20 protein-coding genes are annotated in these 25,022 nt (G+C 72.7%); 5 read left to right on the top strand and 15 right to left on the bottom strand.

From position 1 onward, the window contains the following. Positions 1-466: 466 nt before the first annotated feature. From O7625_RS15015 to pcaF, 5 genes are all read right to left on the bottom strand, one after another. Positions 467-667: a hypothetical protein gene (locus tag O7625_RS15015; RefSeq protein WP_067304942.1), complete on the bottom strand. Its 201-nt coding sequence runs from the start codon at positions 665-667 to the stop codon at positions 467-469. 554 nt (positions 668-1,221) lie between these two features. Continuing rightward, positions 1,222-1,722, bottom strand: coding sequence for a DUF456 domain-containing protein (locus O7625_RS15010; protein WP_282346612.1), 501 nt, complete (start codon positions 1,720-1,722; stop codon positions 1,222-1,224). After that, complete coding sequence (locus O7625_RS15005) at positions 1,719-3,908, bottom strand: EAL domain-containing protein (protein WP_282346611.1); 2,190 nt, start codon at positions 3,906-3,908, stop codon at positions 1,719-1,721. The genes O7625_RS15010 and O7625_RS15005 overlap by 4 nt, the downstream gene beginning before the upstream one ends. A gap of 7 nt (positions 3,909-3,915) precedes the next feature. Continuing rightward, positions 3,916-4,734, bottom strand: a complete 819-nt coding sequence (locus tag O7625_RS15000) for an SAM-dependent methyltransferase (protein WP_282346610.1) — start codon at positions 4,732-4,734, stop codon at positions 3,916-3,918. A 246-nt stretch (positions 4,735-4,980) separates the two neighbouring features. Next, positions 4,981-6,186 carry a 3-oxoadipyl-CoA thiolase gene (pcaF, locus tag O7625_RS14995; RefSeq protein WP_282346609.1) on the bottom strand — a complete coding sequence of 402 codons (1,206 nt, stop codon included), beginning with the start codon at positions 6,184-6,186 and terminating at the stop codon, positions 4,981-4,983. A 199-nt stretch (positions 6,187-6,385) separates the two neighbouring features. Here pcaF and O7625_RS14990 point away from each other — a divergent pair, with 199 nt between their 5' ends. The 3 genes from O7625_RS14990 (at position 6,386) to O7625_RS14980 (ending at position 9,721) form a co-directional block, all read left to right on the top strand. Further along, complete coding sequence (locus O7625_RS14990) at positions 6,386-7,069, top strand: DUF998 domain-containing protein (RefSeq protein ID WP_282346608.1); 684 nt, start codon at positions 6,386-6,388, stop codon at positions 7,067-7,069. Between the two features lie 203 nt (positions 7,070-7,272). Further along, positions 7,273-8,580, top strand: coding sequence for a dicarboxylate/amino acid:cation symporter (locus O7625_RS14985; RefSeq protein WP_282346953.1), 1,308 nt, complete (start codon positions 7,273-7,275; stop codon positions 8,578-8,580). A gap of 73 nt (positions 8,581-8,653) precedes the next feature. Beyond that, positions 8,654-9,721 carry an NADH:flavin oxidoreductase/NADH oxidase gene (locus tag O7625_RS14980; protein WP_282346607.1) on the top strand — a complete coding sequence of 356 codons (1,068 nt, stop codon included), beginning with the start codon at positions 8,654-8,656 and terminating at the stop codon, positions 9,719-9,721. A 43-nt stretch (positions 9,722-9,764) separates the two neighbouring features. On the opposite strand, the gene O7625_RS14975 is transcribed toward O7625_RS14980, so the two are convergent. Both O7625_RS14975 and O7625_RS14970 read right to left on the bottom strand, forming a co-directional pair. Further along, positions 9,765-13,376, bottom strand: a complete 3,612-nt coding sequence (locus tag O7625_RS14975) for an ABC transporter ATP-binding protein (protein ID WP_282346605.1) — start codon at positions 13,374-13,376, stop codon at positions 9,765-9,767. A 274-nt stretch (positions 13,377-13,650) separates the two neighbouring features. Continuing rightward, positions 13,651-14,490 carry a DUF4081 domain-containing GNAT family N-acetyltransferase gene (locus O7625_RS14970; RefSeq protein WP_282346603.1) on the bottom strand — a complete coding sequence of 280 codons (840 nt, stop codon included), beginning with the start codon at positions 14,488-14,490 and terminating at the stop codon, positions 13,651-13,653. 128 nt (positions 14,491-14,618) lie between these two features. On the opposite strand from O7625_RS14970, the gene O7625_RS14965 reads away from it, so the two are divergent. After that, positions 14,619-15,218, top strand: a complete 600-nt coding sequence (locus O7625_RS14965) for a PadR family transcriptional regulator (RefSeq protein ID WP_282346601.1) — start codon at positions 14,619-14,621, stop codon at positions 15,216-15,218. A 133-nt stretch (positions 15,219-15,351) separates the two neighbouring features. Here the strand turns inward: O7625_RS14965 and ispG are convergent, their stop codons facing one another. The 6 genes from ispG to O7625_RS14935 all read right to left on the bottom strand — a co-directional run bounded on the left by ispG (position 15,352) and on the right by O7625_RS14935 (position 21,341). After that, positions 15,352-16,524, bottom strand: coding sequence for a flavodoxin-dependent (E)-4-hydroxy-3-methylbut-2-enyl-diphosphate synthase (ispG, locus tag O7625_RS14960; protein ID WP_067304906.1), 1,173 nt, complete (start codon positions 16,522-16,524; stop codon positions 15,352-15,354). An 8-nt stretch (positions 16,525-16,532) separates the two neighbouring features. Then, entirely contained in the window at positions 16,533-17,774 is a 1,242-nt protein-coding gene (locus tag O7625_RS14955) for a site-2 protease family protein (protein ID WP_282346599.1), read from the bottom strand. Continuing rightward, positions 17,774-18,985 (bottom strand): 1-deoxy-D-xylulose-5-phosphate reductoisomerase, encoded by a 1,212-nt coding sequence (dxr, locus tag O7625_RS14950; RefSeq protein WP_067304900.1) that lies wholly within the window; start codon positions 18,983-18,985, stop codon positions 17,774-17,776. The genes O7625_RS14955 and dxr overlap by 1 nt, the downstream gene beginning before the upstream one ends. A gap of 43 nt (positions 18,986-19,028) precedes the next feature. After that, a complete protein-coding gene (locus O7625_RS14945) occupies positions 19,029-19,790 on the bottom strand; it encodes a Uma2 family endonuclease (protein WP_282346597.1) in 762 nt (253 codons plus the stop codon). Positions 19,791-20,337: 547 nt separating this feature from the next. Beyond that, complete coding sequence (locus O7625_RS14940; RefSeq protein ID WP_067304895.1) at positions 20,338-20,544, bottom strand: DUF397 domain-containing protein; 207 nt, start codon at positions 20,542-20,544, stop codon at positions 20,338-20,340. After that, positions 20,535-21,341: a helix-turn-helix transcriptional regulator gene (locus tag O7625_RS14935; RefSeq protein WP_157746965.1), complete on the bottom strand. Its 807-nt coding sequence runs from the start codon at positions 21,339-21,341 to the stop codon at positions 20,535-20,537. Before O7625_RS14935 ends, O7625_RS14940 begins: the two co-directional genes overlap by 10 nt. Before the next feature lie 496 nt (positions 21,342-21,837). Between O7625_RS14935 and O7625_RS14930 the strand changes: the two genes are divergently transcribed. Beyond that, positions 21,838-22,284 carry a hypothetical protein gene (locus O7625_RS14930; RefSeq protein ID WP_282346595.1) on the top strand — a complete coding sequence of 149 codons (447 nt, stop codon included), beginning with the start codon at positions 21,838-21,840 and terminating at the stop codon, positions 22,282-22,284. Positions 22,285-22,387: 103 nt separating this feature from the next. On the opposite strand, the gene O7625_RS14925 is transcribed toward O7625_RS14930, so the two are convergent. Both O7625_RS14925 and O7625_RS14920 read right to left on the bottom strand, forming a co-directional pair. After that, positions 22,388-23,962 (bottom strand): pectate lyase, encoded by a 1,575-nt coding sequence (locus O7625_RS14925; protein WP_282346593.1) that lies wholly within the window; start codon positions 23,960-23,962, stop codon positions 22,388-22,390. 487 nt (positions 23,963-24,449) lie between these two features. Continuing rightward, complete coding sequence (locus tag O7625_RS14920; RefSeq protein ID WP_282346591.1) at positions 24,450-24,998, bottom strand: GNAT family N-acetyltransferase; 549 nt, start codon at positions 24,996-24,998, stop codon at positions 24,450-24,452. Between the last annotated feature and the right edge of the window lie 24 nt (positions 24,999-25,022).

Here is a 25,022-nt window from a genome sequence, read left to right as displayed (position 1 = left end):
CGCTCGGCAGGAGCCCGGCTCACGGCGGCGCGGGGCGTCCACCTCTCTCTCACGTACGGCGTCCCGCCGTACCCAACGGACGTCCCGCACCGCCGTCCCCGGTCGACACCGGGCCGGCCGCCCCTGGCCAATGGGCAACGGCGCGGGGAGTATGCCCAGCAGTCATATTCATGCCTGAGGGGCATAAGGCTGTCGGCGGAATATTGACACGGTGACCCGCTCGGCGTCGGCCGGCAAGAGGCGATCAACATCATGTCCGTCGATACGACGCCCGGCCGCCACGCGACGAGGCCAGCACAATCGACACCACGTCCATCGATACGACGACCCGCCGCCACGCGACGAGGCCAGCGCGATCGACACCACGTCCGCCGATACGACGACCCGCCGTCGCACGACGAGGCCAGCGCGTTCCCGCCGAGCTGACCCCGGCGGGCTGGTGCCGACACGAGGGTGAACCGCCCCGTCAGAGACTCCCACCGGAGCTGCGGAGGTTGCTGCCGTCCGTCGGGTTCCGGTGGTCGTCCAGCCGGCGGCGGGCCTCCGCCGACGCCGCCAGGTCGCGGACCCGGCGGTCCCCGTCGATCGCCGTCCGCCGACTGCGGCGCCACAGCGCCAGGGCCACGACAGCCAACAATACGACGATGAGGATGATGAGCCAGCGCATGATCGCCTCCCGAAGGTGAGGTCCCTGCCGTCCAGGTTGCCCTTTCAGGTCAAGGATGGGAAGTGTCGCAACCCAGGGCGAACTCCAGATCAGATTGCAGTTTTGCAGACGACACGCCGATACGAGTACACGAAATCGCTATTTGATCACTTCGATTCTCAGCATTCCTACCGGCGGCCCAGTAGCAGCGCATCTCCATCACCGAGTGCGGGCGCATGAGGCGGGCTACCAGGCGTTGATCACCTGACCAAACAGATCGCCCCCGCTGCCCGACCTTCCGCCCAGCCACGGCCGCCCACCCCGTCTTGATCGACACACCTGGGTCGATGTTGCGCTGCCCCAGCGACCGGATACCGCATCAACGACCCAACTGAGTCGATCATGCCCCCGGCAGGGGAGAGTCGATCATGCCCGGCCCACGCCCGCACAGGGAGAGTCGATCATGCCCGCGCGGGGAGAGTCGATCATGCTGGCCCACGCCCGCACGCGGAGTGAGTCGATCATGCCGGCCCACGCGGAAAGGGGAGAGTCGATCATGCTGTGTCGTGGGGGGGTCAGGTGAGTAGTAGGCCCGCCACCCAGAGGGCGGCGATGAGCAGCCCGGCCAGGAACTCCACCAGCATGGACAGGCCGGCCGCCTTCAGCGCCTGGACGGTCGCCGGCCAGGCGAGCTGGTTGCTGCCCAGCCGCAGCCGCTCGGCCCCCCACACCCCGCCGACGAAGCCGATCACCAGGCCCACCACCGGGATGACGAAGAACCCGACCAGCCCGAGCAAACCCCCGACGAGCAGGGACGACGTGGGCACCCCGGTGCGCTTCAGGTTGCGCCCCGGCCAGGCGTACTTGACCACGGCACCGGCGGCGGCGACCACCGTGGCCGCGCCGAGCACCGCCCAGCGGCCCGGCCCGGCACCGCCGAAGAGCGCCCAGACCAGCACCCCGCCCCAGCACAGCGGCAGCGCCGGCAGACCGGGCACCACCACCCCGGCCAGGCCGGCGACGATCGCGATCGCCGCGATCACCGAGGCCGCCGCCCCACCGTCGGTCAGGCTCACCCCGTCACCTCTCCCCCGTCCGGTCCCGCCCCGATCCCGCCGCGCAGCCGGGCGGTGATCTGGTCCGCCGGGGTGGGCGGGCCGAACCAGCGGCCCTGCCCGGTGTCGCAGCGCAGCGCCCGCAACCGCTCCGCCTGCTCCCCGGTCTCCACCGCCTCGGCGGTCACCCACAGCTCCAGCGCGTGCGCCAACCGGACCAGGGCGTCGACGATCCGTTCGTCACGGTGGTCGGGCGGGGACTCGTCGCCGGCACCCCGGATGCCCTCGACGAACGGACCGGCCAGCTTCAGGCAGTGGATCGGCAGTCGCCGCAGGTAGACCAGGTTGGAGTAGCCGGTGCCGAAGTCGTCGATCGCCAGTCGTACGCCCAGGTCGGCCAACCGGTACAACGACCGTAACGGCTCCCCGGCGGTGCCCATCACGGCGCTCTCGGTCAGCTCCAGCTGCAACAGCTCCGCCGGCAGGCCCGTCCGGCTCAGCGCACTGGCCACCGTGTCCACGATGGCCGGGTCGTCCGCCTGCCGGGCCGCCAGGTTGACGCTGACCACCAGTTTCGCCTCGGGGAACTCGCGGTGCCAGGCGCGGGCGTCGCGGCACGCCTGCCTCAGCACCCACTCCCCGAGCCGGACGATCAACCCGGTCTCCTCGGCCAGCCCGATGAACCGGTCGGGGCCGACCAGCCCCAGCTCCGGGTGCGCCCAGCGGACCAGCGCCTCCACCGCGATCATCGAGCCGTCCAGCAGGGAGACGATCGGCTGGTAGTGGACCACGAACTCGCCCCGGTCGAGGGCCGCCGGCAGGCCCGCCGCCAGGGCTGACCGGGCGATGTCGGCGGCGCTGCGCTCCGGGTCGTACACCGCCCAGCGGCCCCGGCCCTCCGCCTTCGCCCAGTACAGCGTGGTGTCGGCGGCCTTCATCAGCTCGGAGACGCTGGTCTCGCTGGCCGGGCACTCGACCACCCCGATGCTGGCCGAGACGGCGAGCTGGTGGTCGCCGACGAGCACCGGGGCGGCCACCGCGGCCAGCGCCAACTCGGCGACGCCCACCGCGTCGTCGATCCCCTCCCCGCCGTTGACCAGGATGACGAACTCGTCGCCGCCCATCCGGGCCACCAGGTGCCCCTGGCCGATCACGCAGTCGGAGAGCCGTCGGGCGATGGTGACCAGCAGCCGGTCACCGAGGTCGTGGCCGAGGCTGTCGTTGACCGCCTTGAAGCCGTCCAGGTCGAGGAAGCAGACGCCGATCCGCTGCTCCGGGCCGGCGTCGGCGAAGACCTGACCGAGGGTCTCGAAGAACAGCGTCCGGTTGGGCAGGCCGGTGAGCGGGTCGTGCAGCGCCTGGAAGCGCAGCCGCTGCTGGAGTTCGTACCGCTGGGTGATGTCCTCGATCATCGCGACGGTGAACCGGGGGCGGCCGTCGTCGTGCCGGATCAGCGAGACGGCCAGGTCGGTCCAGACGACGCTGCCGTCCTTGCGGTAGTAGCGCTTCTCCACCCGTACGCTGTCGTGCTTGCCCTCGATCAGCTCCTGGTACAGCTCCCACATGCCGGCCGCGTCCTCGGCGTGGAAGAGCGAGGCGACGTTGGTCTGCCGCAGCTCCTCCGGGGTGTAGCCGAGCATGTCGGCGAAGGACTGATTGACGTCGATGATCTGACCGTCGATGCCGGCGATGCCGATGCCGATGGCCGCGCCGGTGAAGACCGCCCGGAACCGGGCCTCGCTGTCCCGCAGCGCCCGCTCCACCGAATCCCGGGCCTGCCACGCCGACCGGGCGATCCGTTCCTGCTGGCTGAAGGTACGGTCCCGCAGCGCGCGGCCGAACCCGGCGGCCAGTCCACCCTGGAGGGCGGCCACCCGAGCGGTCAGGTCGGACGGCAGGTCGACCGGGGGCAGCACCCGCTGCGGCAACTGCTCGCCGAGCGCCCGCACGGACCAGTCCAGGATCCGCGGCTCGGTCAGGTGCGCCTCCACCAGCGCCCGGCCGACGTCCTCCGCCGGGGTGGTGGAGAAGTCGTCGGCGAGCAGGGCCTGCGCCAGCCGTACGGTGTGCACGAGCAGCAGCCGCTCGGTCTCGTCCGCGCTCATCGGCACGAACCCGAGCCGGCGTACCGCTCGTGCCCATTCGGCGGCGTAGCCCTGGGCACCCGGCCGGGCGTCGGTGCCGCCGGAGTCCGGAACGGCGGACATGGTCGGCTCAGCCGGCTGTGTCGTCGTACCGGGCGACGCCGCCGAACGCCCCGAACCGCTCGGGGTGCTCGTCCACGTCGGACGGGGAGTCGGGCCGCCACAACGGCATGTGCACCACGCCGGGCTCCAGCACCGTCCAGTCACCGAAGAAGCCGGTGACCTCGGCGCGGGACCGTAGCGTGATCTCGGTGTCGGTGCGCGCCGAGAGCCGCTGCGCGTCCAGCATCTCCTGGGGTTGGTCCTCGAACGTGGAGTGCGAGACGACCAGGAAGCTGCCCGGTGCGGCGGCGGCCCGCAGGGTGGCCAGGAGCTCCGCCGGCCGGTCGGCGTCCGGGACGAAGTGCACGACCCCGGCGAGCAGGATGCCGAGCGGCCGGTCGAAGTCGATCAGGCCGCTGGACCGGGCCTCGTCCAGGATCAGCTTCGGCTCGCGCAGGTCGGCGTGGATGGCGACGGCCCGGTCGTTGCCGGCGAGCAGTTCCCGGCTGTGCGCCACGGCCACCGGGTCGATGTCGACGTAGACGATCCGGGCCTGCGGGTTGGCGGCCTGGGCGACCTCGTGGACGTTGCCGACGGTGGGGATGCCCGAGCCGATGTCGAGGAACTGGTCGATGCCGGCGTCGAGCAGCACCCGGACCGCGCGGCGCAGGAACTCCCGGCCGGCGCGCATGGTGTCGGCGAGGTTCGGGGTCATGCTGGCGATCTGTTCGGCGAGCCGCCGGTCGATCTCGAAGTTGTGCGCGCCGCCGAGGAAGTAGTCGTAGACCCGGGCGGCGCTGGGCCGGCTCAGGTCGATCTCGGCGGGAAGTCCGTCCGACGTCTGCATCGCTGCCTGGCCCCCAGTTCGTCGCCGCGGTGCGGGAGGGCACCGGTGTCGGCGGCGTGCGCGGGCACGCGGAGCCGCACCGGCCGACCCGCGGATCGTGTGGTGCTGACCACTCTAGGCCCGTCCGTCCAGGTGCGGGAGATCAGCTCACCCCGATCTGTGGCCGCCCCAGCAGGGAGGACGGCCCGAACGGCCGGCGGTAACCCTAAGCAGCCGGACACCTACCGGACGGTGACGACGACCGGCTCAGTCGGCGGATTCGAGCAGCAGGGAGATGCCCTGGCCCACGCCGACGCACATGGTGGCCAGCGCCCGTCGACCGCCCCGGTGGCGCAGCTCCAGGGCGGCGGTCAACGCCAGCCGGGCTCCGCTGGCCCCGAGCGGGTGCCCCAGGGCGATCGCCCCGCCGTTCGGGTTGACGTGCTCGGCGTCCTCCGGCAGGCCCAGCTCGCGGAGCACCGCGATCCCCTGCGCGGCGAACGCCTCGTTCAGCTCGATCACGTCGACGTCGGCCAGCGCGACGCCGAGCCGGTCCAGCAGCCGGCGGGTGGCCGGGACCGGCCCGATCCCCATGATCCGCGGCGGTACGCCGGCCGCCGCCGCGCCGCGGATCCGGGCCAGCGGGGTGAGTCCGTAGCGGGACACCGCCGCCGCGGAGGCGACCAGCAGGGCGACCGCGCCGTCGTTGACCCCGGAGGAGTTGCCGGCGGTGACCGTACCGCCGTCCCGGAACGGGGTGGGCAGCGCGGCCAGCTTCGCCAGCGACGTCTCCCGGGGGTGCTCGTCGACCTCGACCAGCCTCGTCTCCCGGCGGCCGGCCGGCACGGTCACCGGCACGATCTCCTCGGCGAACCGGCCGTCGGCCTGCGCCTTGGCGGCCCGCTGCTGCGAGCGCAGGGCGAACTCGTCCTGCGCCCGCCGGTCGACGCCGAACTCGGCGGCCACGTTCTCGGCGGTCTCCGGCATCGAGTCGATGCCCCAGCCCGCTTCCATCAGCGGGTTGACCAGCCGCCAGCCGAGGGTGGTGTCGTACACCTCGGCGGCGCGGGAGTAGGGGGTGGCGGCCTTCGGCATGACGAACGGGGCGCGGCTCATGCTCTCGACGCCCCCGGCGAGCACCAGGTCGGCCTCGCCGGCCACCACGGTGCGGGCGGCGGTGGCCAGCGCGTCCAGCCCGGAACCGCAGAGCCGGTTGACGGTGCTGCCGGGCACCTCCTGCGGCAGGCCGGCCAGCAGCGCCGCCATCCGGGCCACGTTGCGGTTGTCCTCGCCGGCCTGGTTGGCGCAGCCCAGCACCACGTCGTCGACCCGGGTCCAGTCCACCGAGGGGTGGCGGGCGACCAGTTCGCGCAGCACGTGGGCGGCCAGGTCGTCGGGGCGCACCCCGGCGAGGGCACCGGCGTACCGGCCGATCGGGGTACGGACTCCGGCCACGAGGTATGCCACGGTCATCGACGCACGTCCTTCGGGGGGTGGGAAGGGGCTGGCGGTCCGGCGTGGCCCGGGTCACGCCGACGCCGGCCGTCAGGATATCCGCGCCCGGTGGGCCGTGCCGGGGGCGGATAGGTTGGAGACATGGCCCCGTTCAACGCAGTGACCCCCACCGGTGGGGCGGTCGTCCGCCGGCCCGGCCGGGTCACCCCGTACCGCCGTGCCTGACGCCGCGTCGGTCCGGGCCGCCGCCGGGTGGGTCGCCGCCGGGTGCGTGCTGGTCGGCGCGGTCGCGGTGACCGTCGCCGTCGCCGCCGGTCCCGGCAGCCCGGCGGGCGGGTACGTCAGTGAGGCCGGTGTCCCCGACAGCGCTCTCGCGTCGACGTACCGGATGGGGGTCTTCACCCTGGCGGCGGCGCTGCTGGCGCTGGCCTCCGCGCTGCCGACGGCGCTGCGGGCCGCGGCCGTCCTGCTCGCGGCGGGCGCGGTCGGCGCGGTGCTCTCCGGCGCGGTCACCTGCAGCGCCGGCTGCCCGCTGCCGCCGTTCGAGGCGGCGACCCCGGCGGATCTGGTGCACGGCGGGGCGAGCATCGCGGCGGTCGGGGTGACGGTGCTCGCGATGCTGGTGATCGGTTTCCTCCGCCCGGCGACGCCGGCCCTGCGGCGGGTGGCCCGGGTGTGCGGGGTGCTGGCGTTGCCGGTGGCCGGGGCGACCGCCCTGGGGCTACTGACGGTGGGTCGCGGCGGCCTGCTGGGCGGGCTGGAACGGCTGCTGCTGGCGATCTGCGTCGGCTGGGGCCTGCTCACCGCGCTGCTGCTGACCCGGCACCGACCTGCGGCGCGGAGCGTGCCGGAGGGTGCCGAACATGACGAACCGGTCGCCGCGTCGAGAACGTCCCTGTAAGGAGCCTCACGCCGAGCGCTCCTTCCACCTGCCGAGCGTCCCGGAGTAGCGTCGGCTGGCGATGACCAATGTCTGGCACCTCACCGTGCGCCTGTACGTCGATCTCCGACGGCAGGCCAGCGGGGTCTGTCCGGCGCAGCCACGCTCCTGACGCTGCCCGCCGACCACCCCCTTCAGACCCGGGACACCCCATGTCTTCCACCCTGCGTAAATTCCCCTTCTCCGCCCAGATCCTGCTCGGCCTCGTCCTCGGCGTGGCCCTGGGCTTCCTCGCCCGCGCCAACGACCTGAGCTGGCTGGCCAGCACCCTCGACACCGTCGGCGGGCTCTTCGTCCAGCTGCTCAAGCTGGCCGTGCCGCCGCTGGTCTTCACCGCCATCGTGGTCAGCGTGGTCAGCCTGCGCGGGGTGGCCAACGCCGCCCGGCTGGCGCTCAAGACGCTGCTCTGGTTCGGGGCCACCGCGCTGATCGCGGTCAGCATCGGCATCGGTCTCGGCCTGGTCACCAACCCGGGCCGGGGGGTCAGCCTGGACGTCGGCGGCGCCACCGCGCCGAAGACCAGCGGCTCCTGGACGGACTTCCTCACCGGCATCGTGCCGACCAACCCGGTCGGCGCGTTCGTCGAGGGCAACGTGCTCCAGATCGTCTTCCTCGCCCTGGTCGTCGGGGCCGCCGCGCTGCTGGTCGGCGCGGCCGCCGAACCCTTCGTCGAGGTCAACCGGGCGGTGCTGGCCATCGTGCAGAAGGCGCTGTGGTGGGTGATCCGGCTCGCCCCGATCGGCACCCTCGGCCTGATCGGCCACGCGGTCGCCGCGTACGGCTGGGACCTGCTGGCCCCGCTGGCGAAGTTCACCACCGCGGTCTACGTCGGCTGCGCGATCGTCCTGTTCGTGGTCTACCCGCTGCTGCTGGTGACGGCCGCCCGGCTCAACCCGCTGCGCTTCTTCGCCGGTGCCTGGCCGGCGATCGAACTGGCCTTCGTCTCCCGTTCCTCGGTGGGCACCATGCCGGTGACCCAGCGCTCCGTCGAGCGGCTCGGCGTCCCCCGCGAGTACGCCTCCTTCGCGGTGCCGTTCGGCGCGACCACCAAGATGGACGGCTGCGCCGCGATCTACCCGGCGCTCGCCGCGATCTTCGTGGCCCAGGTCTTCGGGGTGGACCTCGGCGTCGGCGACTACCTGCTGATCGCCTTCGTCTCGGTGGTCGGCTCGGCCGCCACCGCCGGCCTGACCGGTGCCATCGTGATGCTGACCCTGACCCTGAGCACGCTGGGCCTGCCGCTGGCCGGGGCCGGTCTGCTGCTGGCGATCGACCCGATCCTGGACATGATCCGCACCGCCACCAACGTGGCCGGGCAGGCCGTCGTGCCGACCATCGTGGCCGCCCGCGAGGGCACCCTGGACCGGGACGCCTACGCCGCCGCCGGCCGGCGGGACCTGACCGACGCCGACGAGACCGCCGACGCCGAGCCGCCGGCCCGCCGCGACGAGCTGACGCCGGCACCCGCCTGAGCGCGCCGGGCGCTCCCCCGGACCCGGCGCCCCGCCCCGCACCGCCACCTGCCCGTACCGGAGGATCACCCGCATGAGTTCCCTGTTCACCCCCCTCGCCCTGCGCGGCGTCACCCTGCCGAACCGGATCGCCCTGGCGCCGATGTGCCAGTACAGCTCCGGCCCGGACGGCCTGCCCACCGACTGGCACCGGGTGCACCTCGGCTCCCGGGCCGTCGGCGGTGCCGGCCTGATCGTCACCGAGGCCACCGCGGTCGTCCCCGAGGGACGGATCAGCCCCCAGGACACCGGCATCTGGTCCGACGCGCACGTCGACGCGTGGCGTCCGGTCACCGCGTTCGTCGCCGGGCAGGGGGCGGTGCCCGCCGTGCAACTCGCCCACGCCGGGTTCAAGGCCAGCACCTACCGGCCCTGGGCGCCGCAGCACGGCGGGGTGCCGGACGCCGAGGGCGGCTGGACGCCGGTCGGCCCGGGAGCCGACCCGTTCCTGCCCGACTACCGGCTGCCGACCGCGCTGGACTCCGCCGGGATCGCCGGGGTGGTGTCGGCCTTCGCCACCGCCGCCGGCCGGGCCGTCGACGCCGGCTTCGCCGTGGTGGAGATCCACGCCGCGCACGGCTACCTGCTGCACGAGTTCCTGTCCCCGCTGACCAACCACCGCACCGACGGCTACGGCGGCGACCGGGCCGCCCGGATGCGGCTCACCCTGGAGGTCGCCCGCGCGGTCCGCGCCACCGTCGGCGAGCAGGTGCCGGTGCTCACCCGGATCTCCGCCACCGACTGGGTGGACGGCGGCTGGACGGTGGACGACAGCGTCGCCCTCGCCGCCGAACTCGCCGCGACCGGGGTGGACCTGGTGGACGTCTCCTCCGGAGGGGCGGCGGCCGGGGCCAGCATCCCGGTCGGGCCGGGCTACCAGGTGCCGATGGCCGCGCGGATCCGCCGCGAGGCGGGCGTCCCGACCGGCGCGGTCGGCCTGATCGTCGAACCGGAGCAGGCCGAGCAGATCGTCGCCGCAGGCGAGGCCGACCTGGTGCTGCTCGGCCGGGAGCTGCTCCGCGACCCGTACTGGCCGCGCCGCGCCGCCGCCAAGCTCGGTGCCGCCCCCGACTGGCCCGACCCGTACGCCCGCGCGTTCTGACCTGCCCGCCGACCACCACCGGCCGACCCCGCGCGAGGCGGGGTCAGCCGGCCAGGTGACCCCAGTCGTTCTCCAGGTCCCGCCACGGCCCCTGCGCGGCGACCGTGCCGTCGACCAGGACCACCACGTGGTCGGCGCGGACCAGCGCGGCCCGTTTCGCGGTGGAGCCGACCACTGTCACCCCGTGCTCGCGCAGCGCCGCCCAGAGCGCCAGCTCGGTGGTGACGTCCAGTGCGGACGACACGTCGTCGGCGACCAGCAGTTCGGTACGCGGCGCCAGCGCCCGCGCCAACGCGAGCCGCTGCAACTGCCCGCCGGAGAGCCGGGTGCCCTTGTGCCCGATGAGCAGCCCCAACCCGCCCCCGGCCGCCAGATCGGGGGTGAGCTGGGCGGTGGTCACCGCACCGGCGGCGTCCACGTCGTGCCCGAGGGCGATGTTGTCGGCCACCGTGCCGGAGAGCACCCGGGGGAGCTGGCCGACGTAGCCGACCTGACCGGGGCGTAGGAACAGCTCCGGCTCGGTCACCGGCTGGCCGTTCCAGCGCAGCTCGCCGACGTGGTGCACGATCCCGGCCAGCGCCCGCAGCAGCGACGACTTGCCCGCGCCGACCGGACCGACCACCAGCACGAGCTGGCCCCGGTCCACGGTCAGCTCGACCTCCCGGACGGCCAGGGTGCCGTCGGAGTGCAGCGCCCCGAAGCCGGCCAGTTCCAGCCGGCGCAGCGGCCGACGCGGCGGCGGCTCCGGCGCGGGGGCGGTGCCGGCTGCCAGGTCCACCCCGGGCACCTTCGCCGAGTACGCCCCGACCCCGGTCATCGCCACCGTCCGGCGGGTCCAGACCCGCGCCGACGGGTACTGCGACACCAGTGCCGCGGTGGTCCAGGCGAACCAGCGGGCCGCGCCGAGGGTGGAGACGGCGACCAGGGTGGCACCGGCGGACAGCCCACCGGCCAGGTAGAGCGCCCACGCCGCGATCGGCAGCATTCCGCTCACCACCGACGGGGTGGAGCGGGCCCACACCTGCGCGGCGATCTCCCGCCGCTGCCGGTCGCTGCGGACCAGGTCCAGGGCCGAGAGATGGTCGAGCACCGGCCGGGTCGCACCGGCCAGCTTGACCGTCCGGGCCGCCGACAGCGAGGAGACCAGCGCGGTGGCGAAGGCCGCGCGGGCGGCGACGGTGTCCCGGGCGGACCGTTCCAGCCGGGGCCCGAACAGGGTGGCGGCGAGCCCGGAGACGGCCATCGTGCCGAGGAAGAACAACCCCGGCACGGGGCTGCCCGTCACCGCCGTCATGACCACCATGATGATCACGGCGATGAACTGGTCCATCAGGTTGTCGGCGAGCTGCACCACCCGCTCGGTGTCGCCGCTCTGGGCCACCACCTCGGCCGGGGTGTGCGTGCTGGTCCGGCGGGCACCGGTCTGCCCGTGCACCAGCCGCAGGCTCATCCGCAGCATCTGCCGCACCCACCACTGGGGAAACCACAGGTTGGTCCAGTAGGGCAGCGGCAGCACGACCAGCAGCGCGCCCACGATGCCGATCGCCGGCAGCCACGGGCTGCCGCCGTCGACCACGTCCGCCCAGAGCCAGGGCAGCACCGTGCCGTCCAGGCCCAGCACGGTCATCATCACGAACATCGCGACCGACAGCAGGCCGAAACGCGGGTCGTTGACCGCCAACCGCAGGATCTCCCCCATGGTCCGCGCGGGGGCGGCGGGTGGCAGCGGCGGCGGATCCCCCTTGGGTACGACCACCGCCCTCCCGCCGGCCGCCCCCGCTCCTCCGCCGGTCGCCCCCGCTTCCCCGGTGGCCTGGCCGGCGGATCCCCGCACGGCCTCCCCGGCAGCTCCCCCGGCGGCCGGTCCTTCGGATCCCCGGGCGGCTCCCCCGGCCTTCCACTCCTCGCCGTCGCCGTCCGGGCAGGTCGGAGCCGGGCCGTCGAGCAGGCCCACCCCGCCCCGGGCGGTACCGGCCGGGGTGTACGCGGCGGCGCGGCTGGTGGCGAGCAGCTCCGCGAAGCGGGCCGAGGAGCGCAGCGGCCCCGCCTCCAGGACCGCCCCGTCGGCCATCACCACCACCTCGTCGCAGCGCTGCACCGAGGAGAGCCGGTGCGCGATGATGATGCCGATCCGGTCGGTCAGCAGGCGTTCGGTCGCCTCGCGTACCCGGATCTCGGTGACCGGGTCGAGCCGCGCGGTGGCCTCGTCGAGGATCACCACGTGCGGATCACGGACCAGGATGCGGGCGAACGCCACCAGCTGCTCCTGACCGGCGGAGAGCACGTATCCGCCCTCGCCGAGCCGGGTCCGGATGCCGTCCGGCAGCTCCGCGACCCACCCGGTGAGGCCCAGCTCGGCCAGCGCCCGGGGAGCCGCGTCGAGCAGGTCCGGGTCGAACAGGGCGACGTTCTCGGCGAGGGTGCCGGCCAGGATCTCGGTGCGCTGCGGCACCACGGCGATCCACCGGCGCAGCTCCTCGACATCCAGGTCGCACAGGTCGGTGTCGCCGAGCAGGACGGTGCCGCGCGGCACCTCGACCGCCCGGGTGAGCACCTTGGCCAGGGTGGACTTACCCGAACCGGTCCGGCCGACCAGCGCGTACGACCGGCCCCGGACGAAGCTGAGCCGGACGTCGCGCAGCGCCGGCCCCCGCTCGCCCTGGGCGGCCGGGTAGCGGAAGGTCAGCCCGCGCAGCGTCAGGTCGCCGTCGGTGGGGGTGACCCCGCCGGAGGGTTCCTGCCGGGAGTCGGAGAGCAACAGCACCCGCGCCCAGGCACCGAGCGCGTACTGGAGGTGCGGCACCCAGCGGGCGAGATGTTCGACGGTGGCGCCGAAGCTCAACGCGAGCAGCCAGATCGCCGTCAACCGCGCCCCGTCGACCCGCCCGGTGGTCAACGCCCAGGCCCCGGCCAGCACCACCCCGGCGATCCCGATCCGGATGATGCCGGCGGCGAACGCGGTGACCCGCGCCGACATCAGGAACACCCGGCGACAGCGGGACAGCACCTCGGCGGCCCGCCGGGCGAACAGCCGCAGCACGTACGGCTGGGCGAGGCTGGTGCGTACGTCGTCCTGGCCGTGCACCGCCTCCTCCATCACGGCGGCCAGGTCGGACCAGGCCTCCTCCTCGGCCATCCGGGCCGGCGTGATGGCCGCGGTGGGTCGGCGCAGCAGCACCCCGAGCAGCGCGGTGAGCAGCAGCATGGCGACGCCGGCCGGCCACCAGACGAACAACGCGCTGACCGCGGCGAGCAGACAGAGCACCAGGCCCTGGATCAGCCGTACGCCGGTGTTCCGCAGCTCGGCGGCGACCTGGTAGACATCGTTGTCGATCCGGTCCAGCAACTCGCCGACCGGGGTGCCCTCCAGCGTCGGCAGATCCTGGCCGAGCGCGACCCGACAGAGCCTGCGGCGCACGTCGGCCGACCAGTCGGCGGTGATGCCGGCCATCAGCAACGCGATCACCAACTCGCTGAAGACGGCGACGACCAGCGCCACCACCAGCGCCACGAACCAGCCCGCCGACCGGTGCACCAGCACCGGACCGGCGACCGCCGAAGCGGCGGCCTGACCGGCGGCGCCCAGCACGACGAGGACGATCACCACCGACACGCGACGCGGCGCGGAGGCCCAGATATCACGGAGCAGGCGCATGGAGATTCCCTCCGGACTGGGGTGGCGGTACCCCCAGCCTGACCCTCCCCGAGCCTCCCCTCAACGCATTTACCACCCACCCCGCCCACCCGCCCGCTCACCGGCTCACCCTGTCTTCCCCGGCTCACCCTGTCGCCCCGGTGATCAAGAGATTTAGGTCAGCGACAGCCGCTCAGGGTGGCACAAACTTCTTGATCACCGGGCGAGCCGGGGCTGAGGGCCGGGACCGGGGACCGGGCCGGAGGCCGGGCGGGGCGGGGGGAGGATGGGGTGGTCAGAAGAGGATGGTGGCGAGGGTGCCTACGGGGTGGAAGCCGCAGCGTTCGTAGACCCGGCGGGCGGGGCGGTTGAAGTCGTTGACATAGAGGCTGACGGTGGGGGCGACCCGGAGCAGCGCGTCGCGTACCACGGCGGCCATCGCGGCGGAGGCGATACCGCGTCCGCGCCACTGCGGCGCCACCCAGACGCCCTGGATCTGGGCGGTCCGGCGGGTCACCACGGCCAGTTCGGCTTTGAACACGACCTCCCCGTCGACCAGGCGGGCGTACGCCCGGCCGGCGCGGACCAGGTCCTCGACCCGGCGGCGGTAGGCCCGGCCGCCGTCGTCGGCCAGCGGGGAGACGCCCACCTCCTCGGCGTACATGGCGACGGCGGCCGGGAAGAGCCGGTGCACCTCGCTGGGCCGGACCCGGCGTACCTCCGGGTCGGCCGGGATGGCGGGCAGCGCGTCGGTGGCCAGTAGCGGCTGGTTGGGGCGTACGTCGCGGGCCGGCCCCCAGTGGTCGGCGAGCCGTTCCCAGAGGCCGAGCACCGCGTCGGCCCGCCCGACGATGGAGGAGCAGAGTCGTTCCTCGCCGGAGAGCTGCTCGGCGAACGCGGCGACGGCGGAGTCGGTGGCGAGGATCGGGGTGAGGTTGCCGCCGAGCCAGCAGATCGACTCCAGGTTGCGGCGGGTGCCGTAGCCGAGGATCCGCCCTTCGGCCCGCCACCAGGCCAGACCCCGGGCGGAGACCCGCTCGGCGACCTGCGCTCCGGCGAACGGGTCGAGGTCGAGCAGCCGCTCCACGGCGCGACGTTCCGACTCTCCCAGTTGGCGTACCGGCACCGTCAGCACGGTTACCAGCCTGCCAGATGGGGGCGGTGCTCCGCCGGGCGACCGGCACAGCCAGTGAGGGACTTGTCGACAACACATTGCCGATATATCGTTGATGCATCAGCGACAACACGAGGAAGGACGACACGATGGGATTCCACCGTCGGATCCACGCACTACAGGAGGCACGGCAACGCGGCTTCGGCTTCCCGCCCGTTCCGCCCGGCCCGCACGGTCCCGCGGGTTGGGGCGGCGGTCCCGGGGGCTGGGGCGGCGGGCGGGGCGGTCGCGGGCGGGGCCGGGGTCGCCGGCCGAACGTCCGGGCCGCCGTGCTGGCCCTGCTCACCGAGCGGCCGATGCACGGCTACGAGATGATCCAGGAGATCGACTCCCGCACCGGCGGGGCCTGGCGGCCCAGCCCGGGTTCGATCTACCCGACCCTGCAACTGCTGGAGGACGAGGGCGTCATCGCGGCCAGCACCGATCCGGCCGGCGGTGGGCGCAAGCGGTTCGGCCTGACCGACGCCGGTCAGGAGGAGGCCGCCACGGCCGCGCAGACCCCGCCCTGGGCGGAGTTCGCCGAGAACACGGTCAACAGCTGGCACGACATCCGGGACGCCGGCGCGCAGGCCATGCACGCGCTGCGGCAGGTGATGATGACCGGTACGGACGACCAGCGGGAACGCGCCGCCCAGGTGCTCGACGAGACGCGCCGCAAGCTGTACGCGATCCTCGCCGAATCCGAGTGACCGCCGGGACCACCCCGGCAGGCCCACCACGGCAGGCCCGGCGCTGGCGAGCCCAGCGGCCGGGCGACGACGGACACCGCGTACCGGAAAGGGCGGCTCTCCCACCGGGAGGGCCGCCCTTTCCGACGGTGGCTCAGTGCACGGTGACGGTGGGGCCGGGGACCAGCTCGCGCAGCTCCTCGGGGATCTCCGCGCCCATCTCGTCGGCGATCCGCAGCGCCTCCTCGATGAGCGTCTCGACGATCTGCCCCTCGGGGACGGTCTTGACCACCTGCCCCTTGACGAAGATCTGCCCCTTGCCGTTGCCGGAGGCGACCCCGAGGTCGGCCTCACGGGCCTCGCCCGGCCCGTTCACCACGCAGCCCATCACGGCGACCCGCAGCGGCACCGGCAGCCCTTCCAGGCCGGCGGTGACCTCCTCGGCGAGCTTGTAGACGTCGACCTGGGCCCGGCCGCAGGACGGGCAGGAGACGATCTCCAGACCGCGTTCGCGCAGGCCCAGCGACTCCAGGATCTGGTTGCCGACCTTGATCTCCTCGACCGGCGGGGCCGACAGCGACACCCGGATCGTGTCGCCGATCCCCTCGGCGAGCAGCGCCCCGAAGGCGACCGCCGACTTGATGGTGCCCTGGAACGCCGGCCCGGCCTCGGTCACGCCCAGGTGCAGCGGGTAGTCGCACTGCTCGGCGAGCTGCCGGTACGCCCGGATCATGACCACCGGGTCGTTGTGCTTGACCGAGATCTTGATGTCCCGGAAGCCGTGCTCCTCGAACAGCGAGCACTCCCACAGCGCCGACTCGACCAGCGCCTCGGCGGTGGCCTTGCCGTACTTGGCAAGCAGCCGCTTGTCGAGCGAGCCGGCGTTGACGCCGATCCGGATCGGCGTACCGGCGGCGGAGGCGGCTGCGGCGATCTCCTTGACCTTGTCGTCGAACTGGCGGATGTTGCCCGGGTTGACCCGGACCGCCGCGCAGCCGGCGTCGATCGCGGCGAAGACGTACTTCGGCTGGAAGTGGATGTCGGCGATCACCGGGATCTGCGACTTGCGGGCGATGGCCGGCAGCGCCTCCACGTCGTCCTGGCTGGGCACGGCGACCCGGACGATCTGGCAGCCGGAGGCGGTCAGCTCGGCGATCTGCTGGAGGGTGGCGTTGACGTCGGAGGTGAGGGTGGTTGTCATCGACTGCACCGAGACGGGCGCACCTCCACCGACCGGCACCGAGCCGACCATGATCTGACGGCTGATCCGGCGGGGGGCCAGCGGCGGGGGCGGGACGGCGGGCATACCGAGACTGACAGCGGTCACTTGGGCACTCACCTCGTGAAGAGCGTGATCGGGTTGACGATGTCTGCGGTGGCGGTGAGCAGCGTGAACGCGCCACCGATGAGGATCACCGCGTACGTGATGGGCATCAGCTTGAGGTAGTCGACCCGGCCCGGGTCGCGCCGGCCGATCCGGGCGTAGAGCCAGGAGCGCGCCCGCTCGAACCAGGCGATGGCGATGTGACCACCGTCGAGGGGTAGCAGCGGCAGCAGGTTGAACACGCCGACGAAGAAGTTGAGCGAGATGAACAGCAGGACGAGGAGCTGCCAGACGCCGTTCTCCAGCGCCTCGCCGCCGAGCCGGCTCGCGCCGACCACGCTGATCGGGGTGTCCTTGTCCCGTTCGCCGCCGGTGATGGCGGTCCACAGGGCGGGCACCTTGTCCGGGATGCGCTTGATCGCCTCGTAGGTGCCGACGGCCAGGTCCTTGGTGTAGCCGGCGGTGGCCGGGATCGCCTCGACCGGGCCGTAGGTGACGTTCGCCGGCACGCCGGGCGGGAGCATCGGGCCGGCGACCCCGAGGGCGGAGACGGTGATCGGGGCGCCGTTCGGGTCGTCCAGCGGCTTGCGCTGCACGGCGGCGAGGTCGGCGCGGACCTCACCGGAGACGCCGTCGCGCTCGTAGGTGATCGTCGCCGGCTGGCCCGGGGGCAGGTCGCGGACGGTCTTGACCAGCGCGGTGTAGTCGGCGACCGGAACCCCGTTCACGGCGACGATCTTGTCGTCGTCGCGCAGCCCGGCCTGCTTGGCGGGGCTGACCGGGTCGCCCGGGGCGCACTCGCGGGCCGCGTCGGTGGGGATCACGCAGTCGACGACCTTGACGTGCGCCGGCAGCGGGTTGGGCAGATCCTTGTTGGGCAGGCCCATGAACATGGCGGCCAGCCAGATCGCGACGACGGCCAGCGCGAAGTGGGTGACCGAGCCGGCGGACATCACGATCGTCCGCTTCCAGACCGGGTAGCGCCACATCGCCCGCTTCTCGTCACCCGGCTCGACGTCGTCGTCCTGCGGCGTCATTCCGACGATCTTGCAGAAGCCGCCGAGCGGGATGGCCTTGAGGCCGTACTCCGTCTCACCCCGGCGGAACGACCAGATGGTCGGTCCGAAGCCGACGAAGTAGCGGGTGACCTTCATGCCGAACGCCTTGGCGGTCAGCATGTGACCCGCCTCGTGCAGGCTCACCGAGATGAGGATCGCCAGGGCGATCACCACCACCCCGAGCAGATAGAGCATCAGGCTTCCTTCCCCGACCCCGAGATGATCTCCTGCGCGTGCGCGCGCGCCCATGATTCGGCGGCGAGCACGTCCACGACGGTACCTGGTTCGTCGAAATCGGGGGTGTCCTCCAGGACCCGCTCCAGGGTGTCGACGATGCCGAGGAACGGCAGCCGGCCGGCGACGAACGCCGCCACGCACTCCTCGTTCGCCGCGTTGTAGACCGCCGGGCGGCAGTGGCCGGCCGTACCGGCCGCCTTGGCCAGCGCCACCGCCGGGAACGCCTCGTCGTCCAGCGGGGTGAACTCCCAGGTGTGGGCGGTGGTCCAGTCGACGGCGGCGGCGGCGTCGGGCACCCGGTCGGGCCAGCCGATGCCGAGCGCGATGGGCAGCCGCATGTCCGGCGGGCTCGCCTGGGCGAGGGTGGATCCGTCGACGAACTCGACCATCGAGTGGATCACCGACTGTGGGTGCACCATCACGGCGATGTCGGCGTAGGGCACGTCGAACAGCTCGTGCGCCTCGATCACCTCCAGCGCCTTGTTGACCATCGTGGCCGAGTTGATCGTGACGACCGGCCCCATGTTCCACGTCGGGTGGGCCAACGCCTGCTCCGGGGTGACAGCGGTCAGCTCGTCGCGCCGCCGCCCCCGGAACGGCCCGCCGCTGGCCGTGACCACCAGCCGCCGCACCTCGCCCCGGGTGCCGCCGCGCAGGCACTGGGCCAGCGCCGAATGCTCCGAGTCCACCGGCACGATCTGCCCCGGCCGCGTCACCGCGGCCTTCACCAGCGGGCCGCCGGCCACCAGCGACTCCTTGTTGGCCAGCGCGAGGGTACGACCACAGCGCAGCGCGGCCAGCGTCGGCGCGAGCCCGAGCGACCCGACCACCCCGTTGAGGACCACGTCGCAGGGCCACTGCGCCAGCTCGGTCATCGCGTCCGGGCCGGCGATGATCTTCGGCAGCTTGAAGTCCCCGGTGGCCCAGCCGCGCCGGCTCGCCTCGGCATAGAAGGCGAGCTGGAGATCCTGCGCGGCGGACGCCTTGGCCACCCCGACCGCGTCCACCCCCAGTTCGAGCGCCTGGGTGGCGAGCAGGTCGACGTTGCCGCCGCCCGCACCGAGCGCCACCACCCGGAACCGGTCCGGGTTGCGCCTGACGATGTCGATCGCCTGGGTGCCGATCGAACCGGTGGAGCCGAGCAGTACGAGATCCCGGGGAGTTGTCACGCGGTCATTCTGCCCCGGCCGCGCTGTACTCCCGCTGGGAGCCTCACCGCTCGACGTCGACCTCCCCGGCCGTCCGCTCCCCCTCGCCCGGTTCCCCCTGTTCGGCCGGTGCCTCCTCGCCGAGGGGTGCCGCCTCGTCCAGCAACTCGGCCGGGTCGACGGAGAACGCGAACGGCTGTGTCATCACGAACGTCGTCCCCGCTGCCGCAGCGGCCGTCGGTCGGTACTCTCCGTCGGCCAGTTCGTAGAGCGCCAGGGTGGGCACGCGGTTGCGCAGGTCGACCCGGAGGAAGAAGGGAACCCCGGCGGCGGCGTACTCCCGGGGCCGGTCGATCACGTCCTTGCGCCGGTTGCCGGGTGACACGATCTCCCCCAGCAGCACCGCCTGCCGGATGTCGATCGCCGCCCGCCCACCACCGGAGGAACGGAGCACCGCGATGTCCGGAATGTAGAGGTCCTTGCCGGAGATCAGATTGATCTCGGGGTACACCCAGTAGCCGGCTCGGCGTGCCGCGCGGTGCAACAGGTAGGGCAGTTCCCGCTCGACCGACTGATGGTCGATTCCGGCATGTGGGGTCACGATCACGCTTCCGCTCAGGACTTCAACCTTGGGACCGTTGGTCTCCGGCAACAGGTCGAGGGCGAGCTGGGCGGTCCACGGCTCGTCGTGCCAGCGCAGCACGTCGAACGACGGCCCCGTCGGCCGGCCGGCCGACCCTTGCGGCTGGCCGCTGGACTCGGGCCAGTGGGACGTCGGGTCAGGTGACTGTGGTGCCGGCTCGGGCGCGAATGCGGCCTGGGCCATCCGGGCTCACCCCCTCAGCGGAACATCCTGCTGGTCCCACCCTAATCGCCGCAGCCCCCGAGGCCGCCCGTCGCACCACCGGTGCGCCTCGGTCAGCCCACGACCTCCCCGCCCGTCGACCACCACCACGCACGTGATCAACACATCGGAGCCGATACAGGATGGCCCCTCCCCCGCGGCCCCCACGCCCGCGCCGCCCGACGCCAAGATCGCGCTCGATCCGGGTTGTAGTGGTCTCGAACCAGGAGGGATGCCACTACATCCCGGACAACACCGTTGCGTTAACGCCGTGGGCGGCTGGTCAACCCGGGGCAGGAAATGCCCGATCGGGAAGCGGGTGGGCCCGCTTGGCGATCATGGAGTTGTGGTGCCGATTTTGGGGATTTTACGGGCGTTTTGTTACCCACCGCAACTCCATGATCGGCGAGGCAGTGCTGGTTGACGAACAGCCGTTCCGCCTAACGCAACGGTGTTGACATCCCGGAAGTAGCACGACCTTGGCGCGTGGCGCAGGAACGCAGACGCGGGGCGATGGTGAGTGGAGCCGCTACGGGCGATCGGCGAACGAGCCCGCCCTGGTTGAGGCTACGAAGCTGGACCAGGCGGCGGGCGCGAAGGTCAACGCGGGGCCACGCCGGTCCTTGCTGTCCCGCACCCCGACCACCTGCGACAGGTTCGTCGCCACCTCCACACAGGTGGCACCGCCGTTGTCGCTACGGGTGGACTTGCGCCAGATCGCGCCGGTCAGCTCCATGACTTCGCCAACTCCCGTATCAGCTCCCGGGAGGCCCGCCTGGGCAGTGCCTCGCCTCGCAGATTCTCCCACCTGCGTTGAAGGCTATCAACGTCGTCCGGACGGTCGGTGACCTGCGCTCGCAGCGGAGTGTCCAGGTGCGCCACCTCGCCGCCCTCGGGTGTGCGGGCCAGGATGAACGGACCCGCCAGACCGGCGTGCATACCGGCCTCGGCCGGCACGACGTGCAGGCTGACGTAGGGCCGCTCGGTAGCGCAGAGTAGGTGCTCGAACTGTCCGATCATCACCGCCGGCTCACCGACCGCCCGGTGCAGGACCGCCTCGTCGATCACCGCCACGAACTCCGGTGGATAGTCCCGATCCAGCACGGACTGCCGTTCCAGACGCGCCGCCAGCCGCTGTTCAATCTCCCCCTCGCGCAGCATCCCGCCGCCATGCAGCACGGCCCGGCCATACGCCTCGGTCTGCAACAGACCCGGGATGAGGGACGGCTCGAACCAGCGGATCAATGTGGCCTCCCGCTCCACGCTGATCCACTCCCGAAACCACGGGGGCGCGGAGTCGGCGCGTACCAGGGTCAGCAGCCGCTCGAAGAGGCCGCCGGCCTCCAGGGTGGCGTCCGCGCGGGTGATGAAGTCCTGCGACGGCGTACGGTGGCCGATCTCCACCATGCCCACCAGCGACGACGAGTAGCTGATCTGTTGGGCCAGCTCCTCCTGGCTCAGCCCGCGATCTTTGCGCGCCCGGCGCAACTCCGCCCCGAGGAATTCCAGGGTCGACATCGGTCCGCCGGTCATCACACCTCCACCACACGTCTGCCATCCGCCCCCACCGTCGGCCACCGCACCGACGCCGGTCGGCACACCCGACGCTGAGGTCACGCGCCGCCTTCCGACAGTAGTCGCGTCACCGCAGAGTGTGAACAGGCATACGGAGGGAGTGGTGGATGAGCAAGCGCGACAGACCGGTACCGACAGCGCCACGGCATCGGCGGGACTGGTCGAGGTGGGGGCGGCACTGCACCTGCGGGTTGCGCTGGCCGTGCCCGGACCGGCTGGCCGCCGTACCACTGGGGGAACCGCCACCGCCTCCGCTGCCGGCGCACCGTCACCACCCGTGGAACGGCCCCACCGTCGTGTACCGGGTGGGCGCTGCGGACCCGGTCACCCGGGGCCGGGCCTGCCGGGCGACCGGTCGCCGCCGGTGACCCCGCCGACGGGCGGCACCCGGCGCGGGCGGCCGGCACCGGCGACCTCAGCGGACGGTGACGCACGGCAGGGGTGGCCGCCGCCGGTGACCCTCGGCACGCGGCGCGGGCGGCCGGCCTCGCAGGAGGGTGACGCAGGGCGCGGGCGGGCGGCGGGCGGCCGGTTGGACGGGCCGGGCCGGCACGTCGCCGCGCGGCCCGCCTGGCGGTGCCGGGCCTGCGCCGCGCCGTGGCCGTGCCAGCCGGCCAAGCTGGGCCTCCGGCGGGAGTACGCCCACGACCGGCCGATGCTGGCCATCCTCCTCTGCCTGCTGATGCACGATGCGATCACCGATGCGCTGCGGGTCGGCACCGGCACGGTCGACCCGGCCGCCTACTTCACCCGGTTCCTCGCCTGGACCCGCCACGGCCGGCCACCACTCGACCCGCCACCCGGCCCGCCCTCCAGGCCACCACCGGGCCTGTCGCCCAGCCCACCACCCGGCCCGCCGTCCGGGTCGTCGCCCGCACCCGCACCCGCCGACGCGGGTTGATCGACACAACGGGGCCGATATGGGGGTGTCCACGCCGACCGGACACCCCTACATCGGCCCCACTGAGTTGATCATGGCCCCGGACGCGGCCCGGAGACGACGGTCAGGCGTAGGTCTCGAACTCGGCGATCTTCGGGGTGGCAGCAGAGCTGTTGATCCGGAAGGTGATCTTCTTCAGCGAGGTCCGGGCGAAGGTGATCACGCCGGCCCGGCTGCCGGAGGCCAGCACCGCGCCGGTGTCCCCGTTGAGGACCTGCCAGGAGGTGACGCTGCCGACCGAGCCGGACGCCTCCCGGATGTTGATCGAGGAGATGCTGGTCGCGGAGCCCCACTTGATCGAGATGTCACCGGTCGACCCGGCCGGGGACCAGAAGGTGCTCATGTTGCCGTCCCGCACGTCGCCGTAGCTCGTGCCGCTGGCCTTGCTGGAGCCGTCGGAGCCGGCCCCGATGCTGAGGTTGGTCCCGCCGGGGTTGCCGGTGGGCGGCGGGGTGGTCGGCGGGGGCGTGGTGGGGGCGGGGGTGGTGGGAGCGGGGGTGGTCGGTCCCGGGGTGGTCGGGTTGGGGGTGGTCGGCGTGCAGCTGCCGTTCGACTCCTTGAGACCGGTGTTCGCGCCGGCCGTCTGCCGGACGATGTCCGGCACGCAGCTCGCCCCGTCCAGCCGGTAGGAGTACGGGATGCTGACGCTGGTGTTGGACGGCATGCCCGGGCCGGCGGGGTTGGTCTCGCTGCCGGGGCTGGACCAGGTCACGCTGTCCAGGATGTTGCCGCTGGCCTGCCAGTAACCGGCCTCGCTGGTGTAGAAGGTGCCCAGCACGTCCCGGGAGTTCTTGAAGTAGTTGTTCTCCACCTTGGCCCGCGCGCCGGCCCGGGAGTTGATCCCGGACTCGTTCAGCTGCACGTACGAGTTGTTGTAGATGTGCGCGATCCCGCCCCGCAGCAGCGGCGTACGGGAGTCGATGTTCTGGTAGAGGTTGTGGTGGAAGGTGACGAAGCCGTTGCCCCGGTCGCTCTCGCTGGAGCCGATCAGCCCGCCCCGGCCGGAGTTGCGCAGGATGCTGTAGGACAGCGTGACGTACTGGACGTCGTCCTTCATGTCGAACAGCCCGTCGTAACCCTCCGACTCGCCGCCCGACGCCTCCAGCGTGGCGTGGTCGACCCAGACGTTGCGCACGCTGCTCTCCATGCCGATGGCGTCACCGCCGTTGGAGAGGGGCGAGCCCGACTTCTTCACGTTCCGGACGGTCACGTTCTGGATGATGATGTTGCGGGAGTCGCGGATGTGGATGCCCAGCTGGTCGAAGACCGCACCACTGCCGACCCCGACGATGGTGACGTTGCTGATCTCCTTCAGCTCGATCTTGTCGGCGGCGGTGTTGCAGCTGTTGCCGGAGACCTTCGTGGTGTTGCCATGGTTGATCGTGCCCTGCACCTCGATGACGATCGGGGTGCTGCTGCTGGCCCGGTTGCACAGGGCCGCGTGGATCGCGGTGCCGGTGCTGGCCCGTACCGTCTGGCCGCCCGCGCCGCCGGTGGTGCCGCCGTTCTGGGTGGCGTAGCCGCTGGCACTGCCGGCCGCCGCCGACGCCTGGTGCACCGGCAGGGCCACGCAGATCGCCGCACCGACGGCGGCCGTGGCCAGCCCCGCCTGGACTCGTCGTGCAACTGGTCGTCTCATCCTCGCCTCATCTCCGTTCGGCAAAACCGGGTGGTGGTACTGCGAAACGTGGTGGTGCTGCGAACGTGGTGCCGCGAAACGTGGTGGTGCCGCGATCCGTGGTGGTACTGAGATCCGTGGTGACACTGCGACCCCGGTGCCGCTGCGGACCGCGAGCGCACGGGGAACCGTGGTCGTCCCGGTCAGCCGTCGAGGCCGCCGACGGGTCGACGGTCGTGAGTCCGGCCACGGGTGATCGCGCTCGGGCTCCGGCCCGCTCGGGTCGGATCTGCTCCGCTTACCGTGCTGCCGCGCACGGCGAACTGGCGCCGTCGGCGGCGGCAGAACTCGCCGGGGCACCCGCTCTGACCATCTGGAAAGCGCTTTCCGAAACCGACAATAGAGTGACGTCTATTAACATCGCAAGATGTCGTCCGGATTGCGGGGTAATAACCACTCTGGGGCGGGTCGGCTGCCGCGATGACACCCGCCCCACCGCCGTCGAGGTCTACGGCTCCGCTCGGCGGACGAAGGTCTCCAACTCCTCGCCGCCGTACCAGTCGGTACGCCGGCCCAGGTGGGTCATGCCGAGCCGGCGGGCCACCGCCATCGACGCCGTGTTGCCGGGGGCGACCACCGCGTACACCTGCGGGGTGCCGGTGGCGAGTTCCCGGTCGACCAGCGCGCGGGCCGCCTCGGTGGCGTAGCCGTGGCCCCACGAGTCGGGGTGCAGGTGCCAGCCCACCTCGATGTCGTCGGTGGGCACGCGCTCGTCCCGGCCGGGCAGCGGTTTGAGCAGGATCGTGCCGACCACCAGGCCGGTGTCGCGCGCCTGCGCCGCCCAGGTGCCGTACCGGTCGCCGTGGTCGGCGTGCCGGGCCTGCCAGAGCGCCAGCCGGTCGGCCGCCTGCGCGGGATCGGTCAACGGCAGGCCGGGAGCCGCGCCCAGCCAGCGCACCACCTCGTTGCGGGAGTAGATGTCGAAGATCCGGGCCAGGTCGGCCGGCGAGTCGGTCCAGTTCCGCAGGACCAACCGGGCGGTGGTGAGCACGGTCATGTCGCGGGATCGTAATGCGTGCCC

The sequence above is a fragment of the Micromonospora sp. WMMD714 genome (assembly GCF_029581315.1).
GTDB lineage: Bacteria > Actinomycetota > Actinomycetes > Mycobacteriales > Micromonosporaceae > Micromonospora > Micromonospora rifamycinica.
The sequence above is the reverse complement of the archived record's forward strand: the minus strand, read 5'-3'. Positions and strand labels throughout refer to the sequence as shown.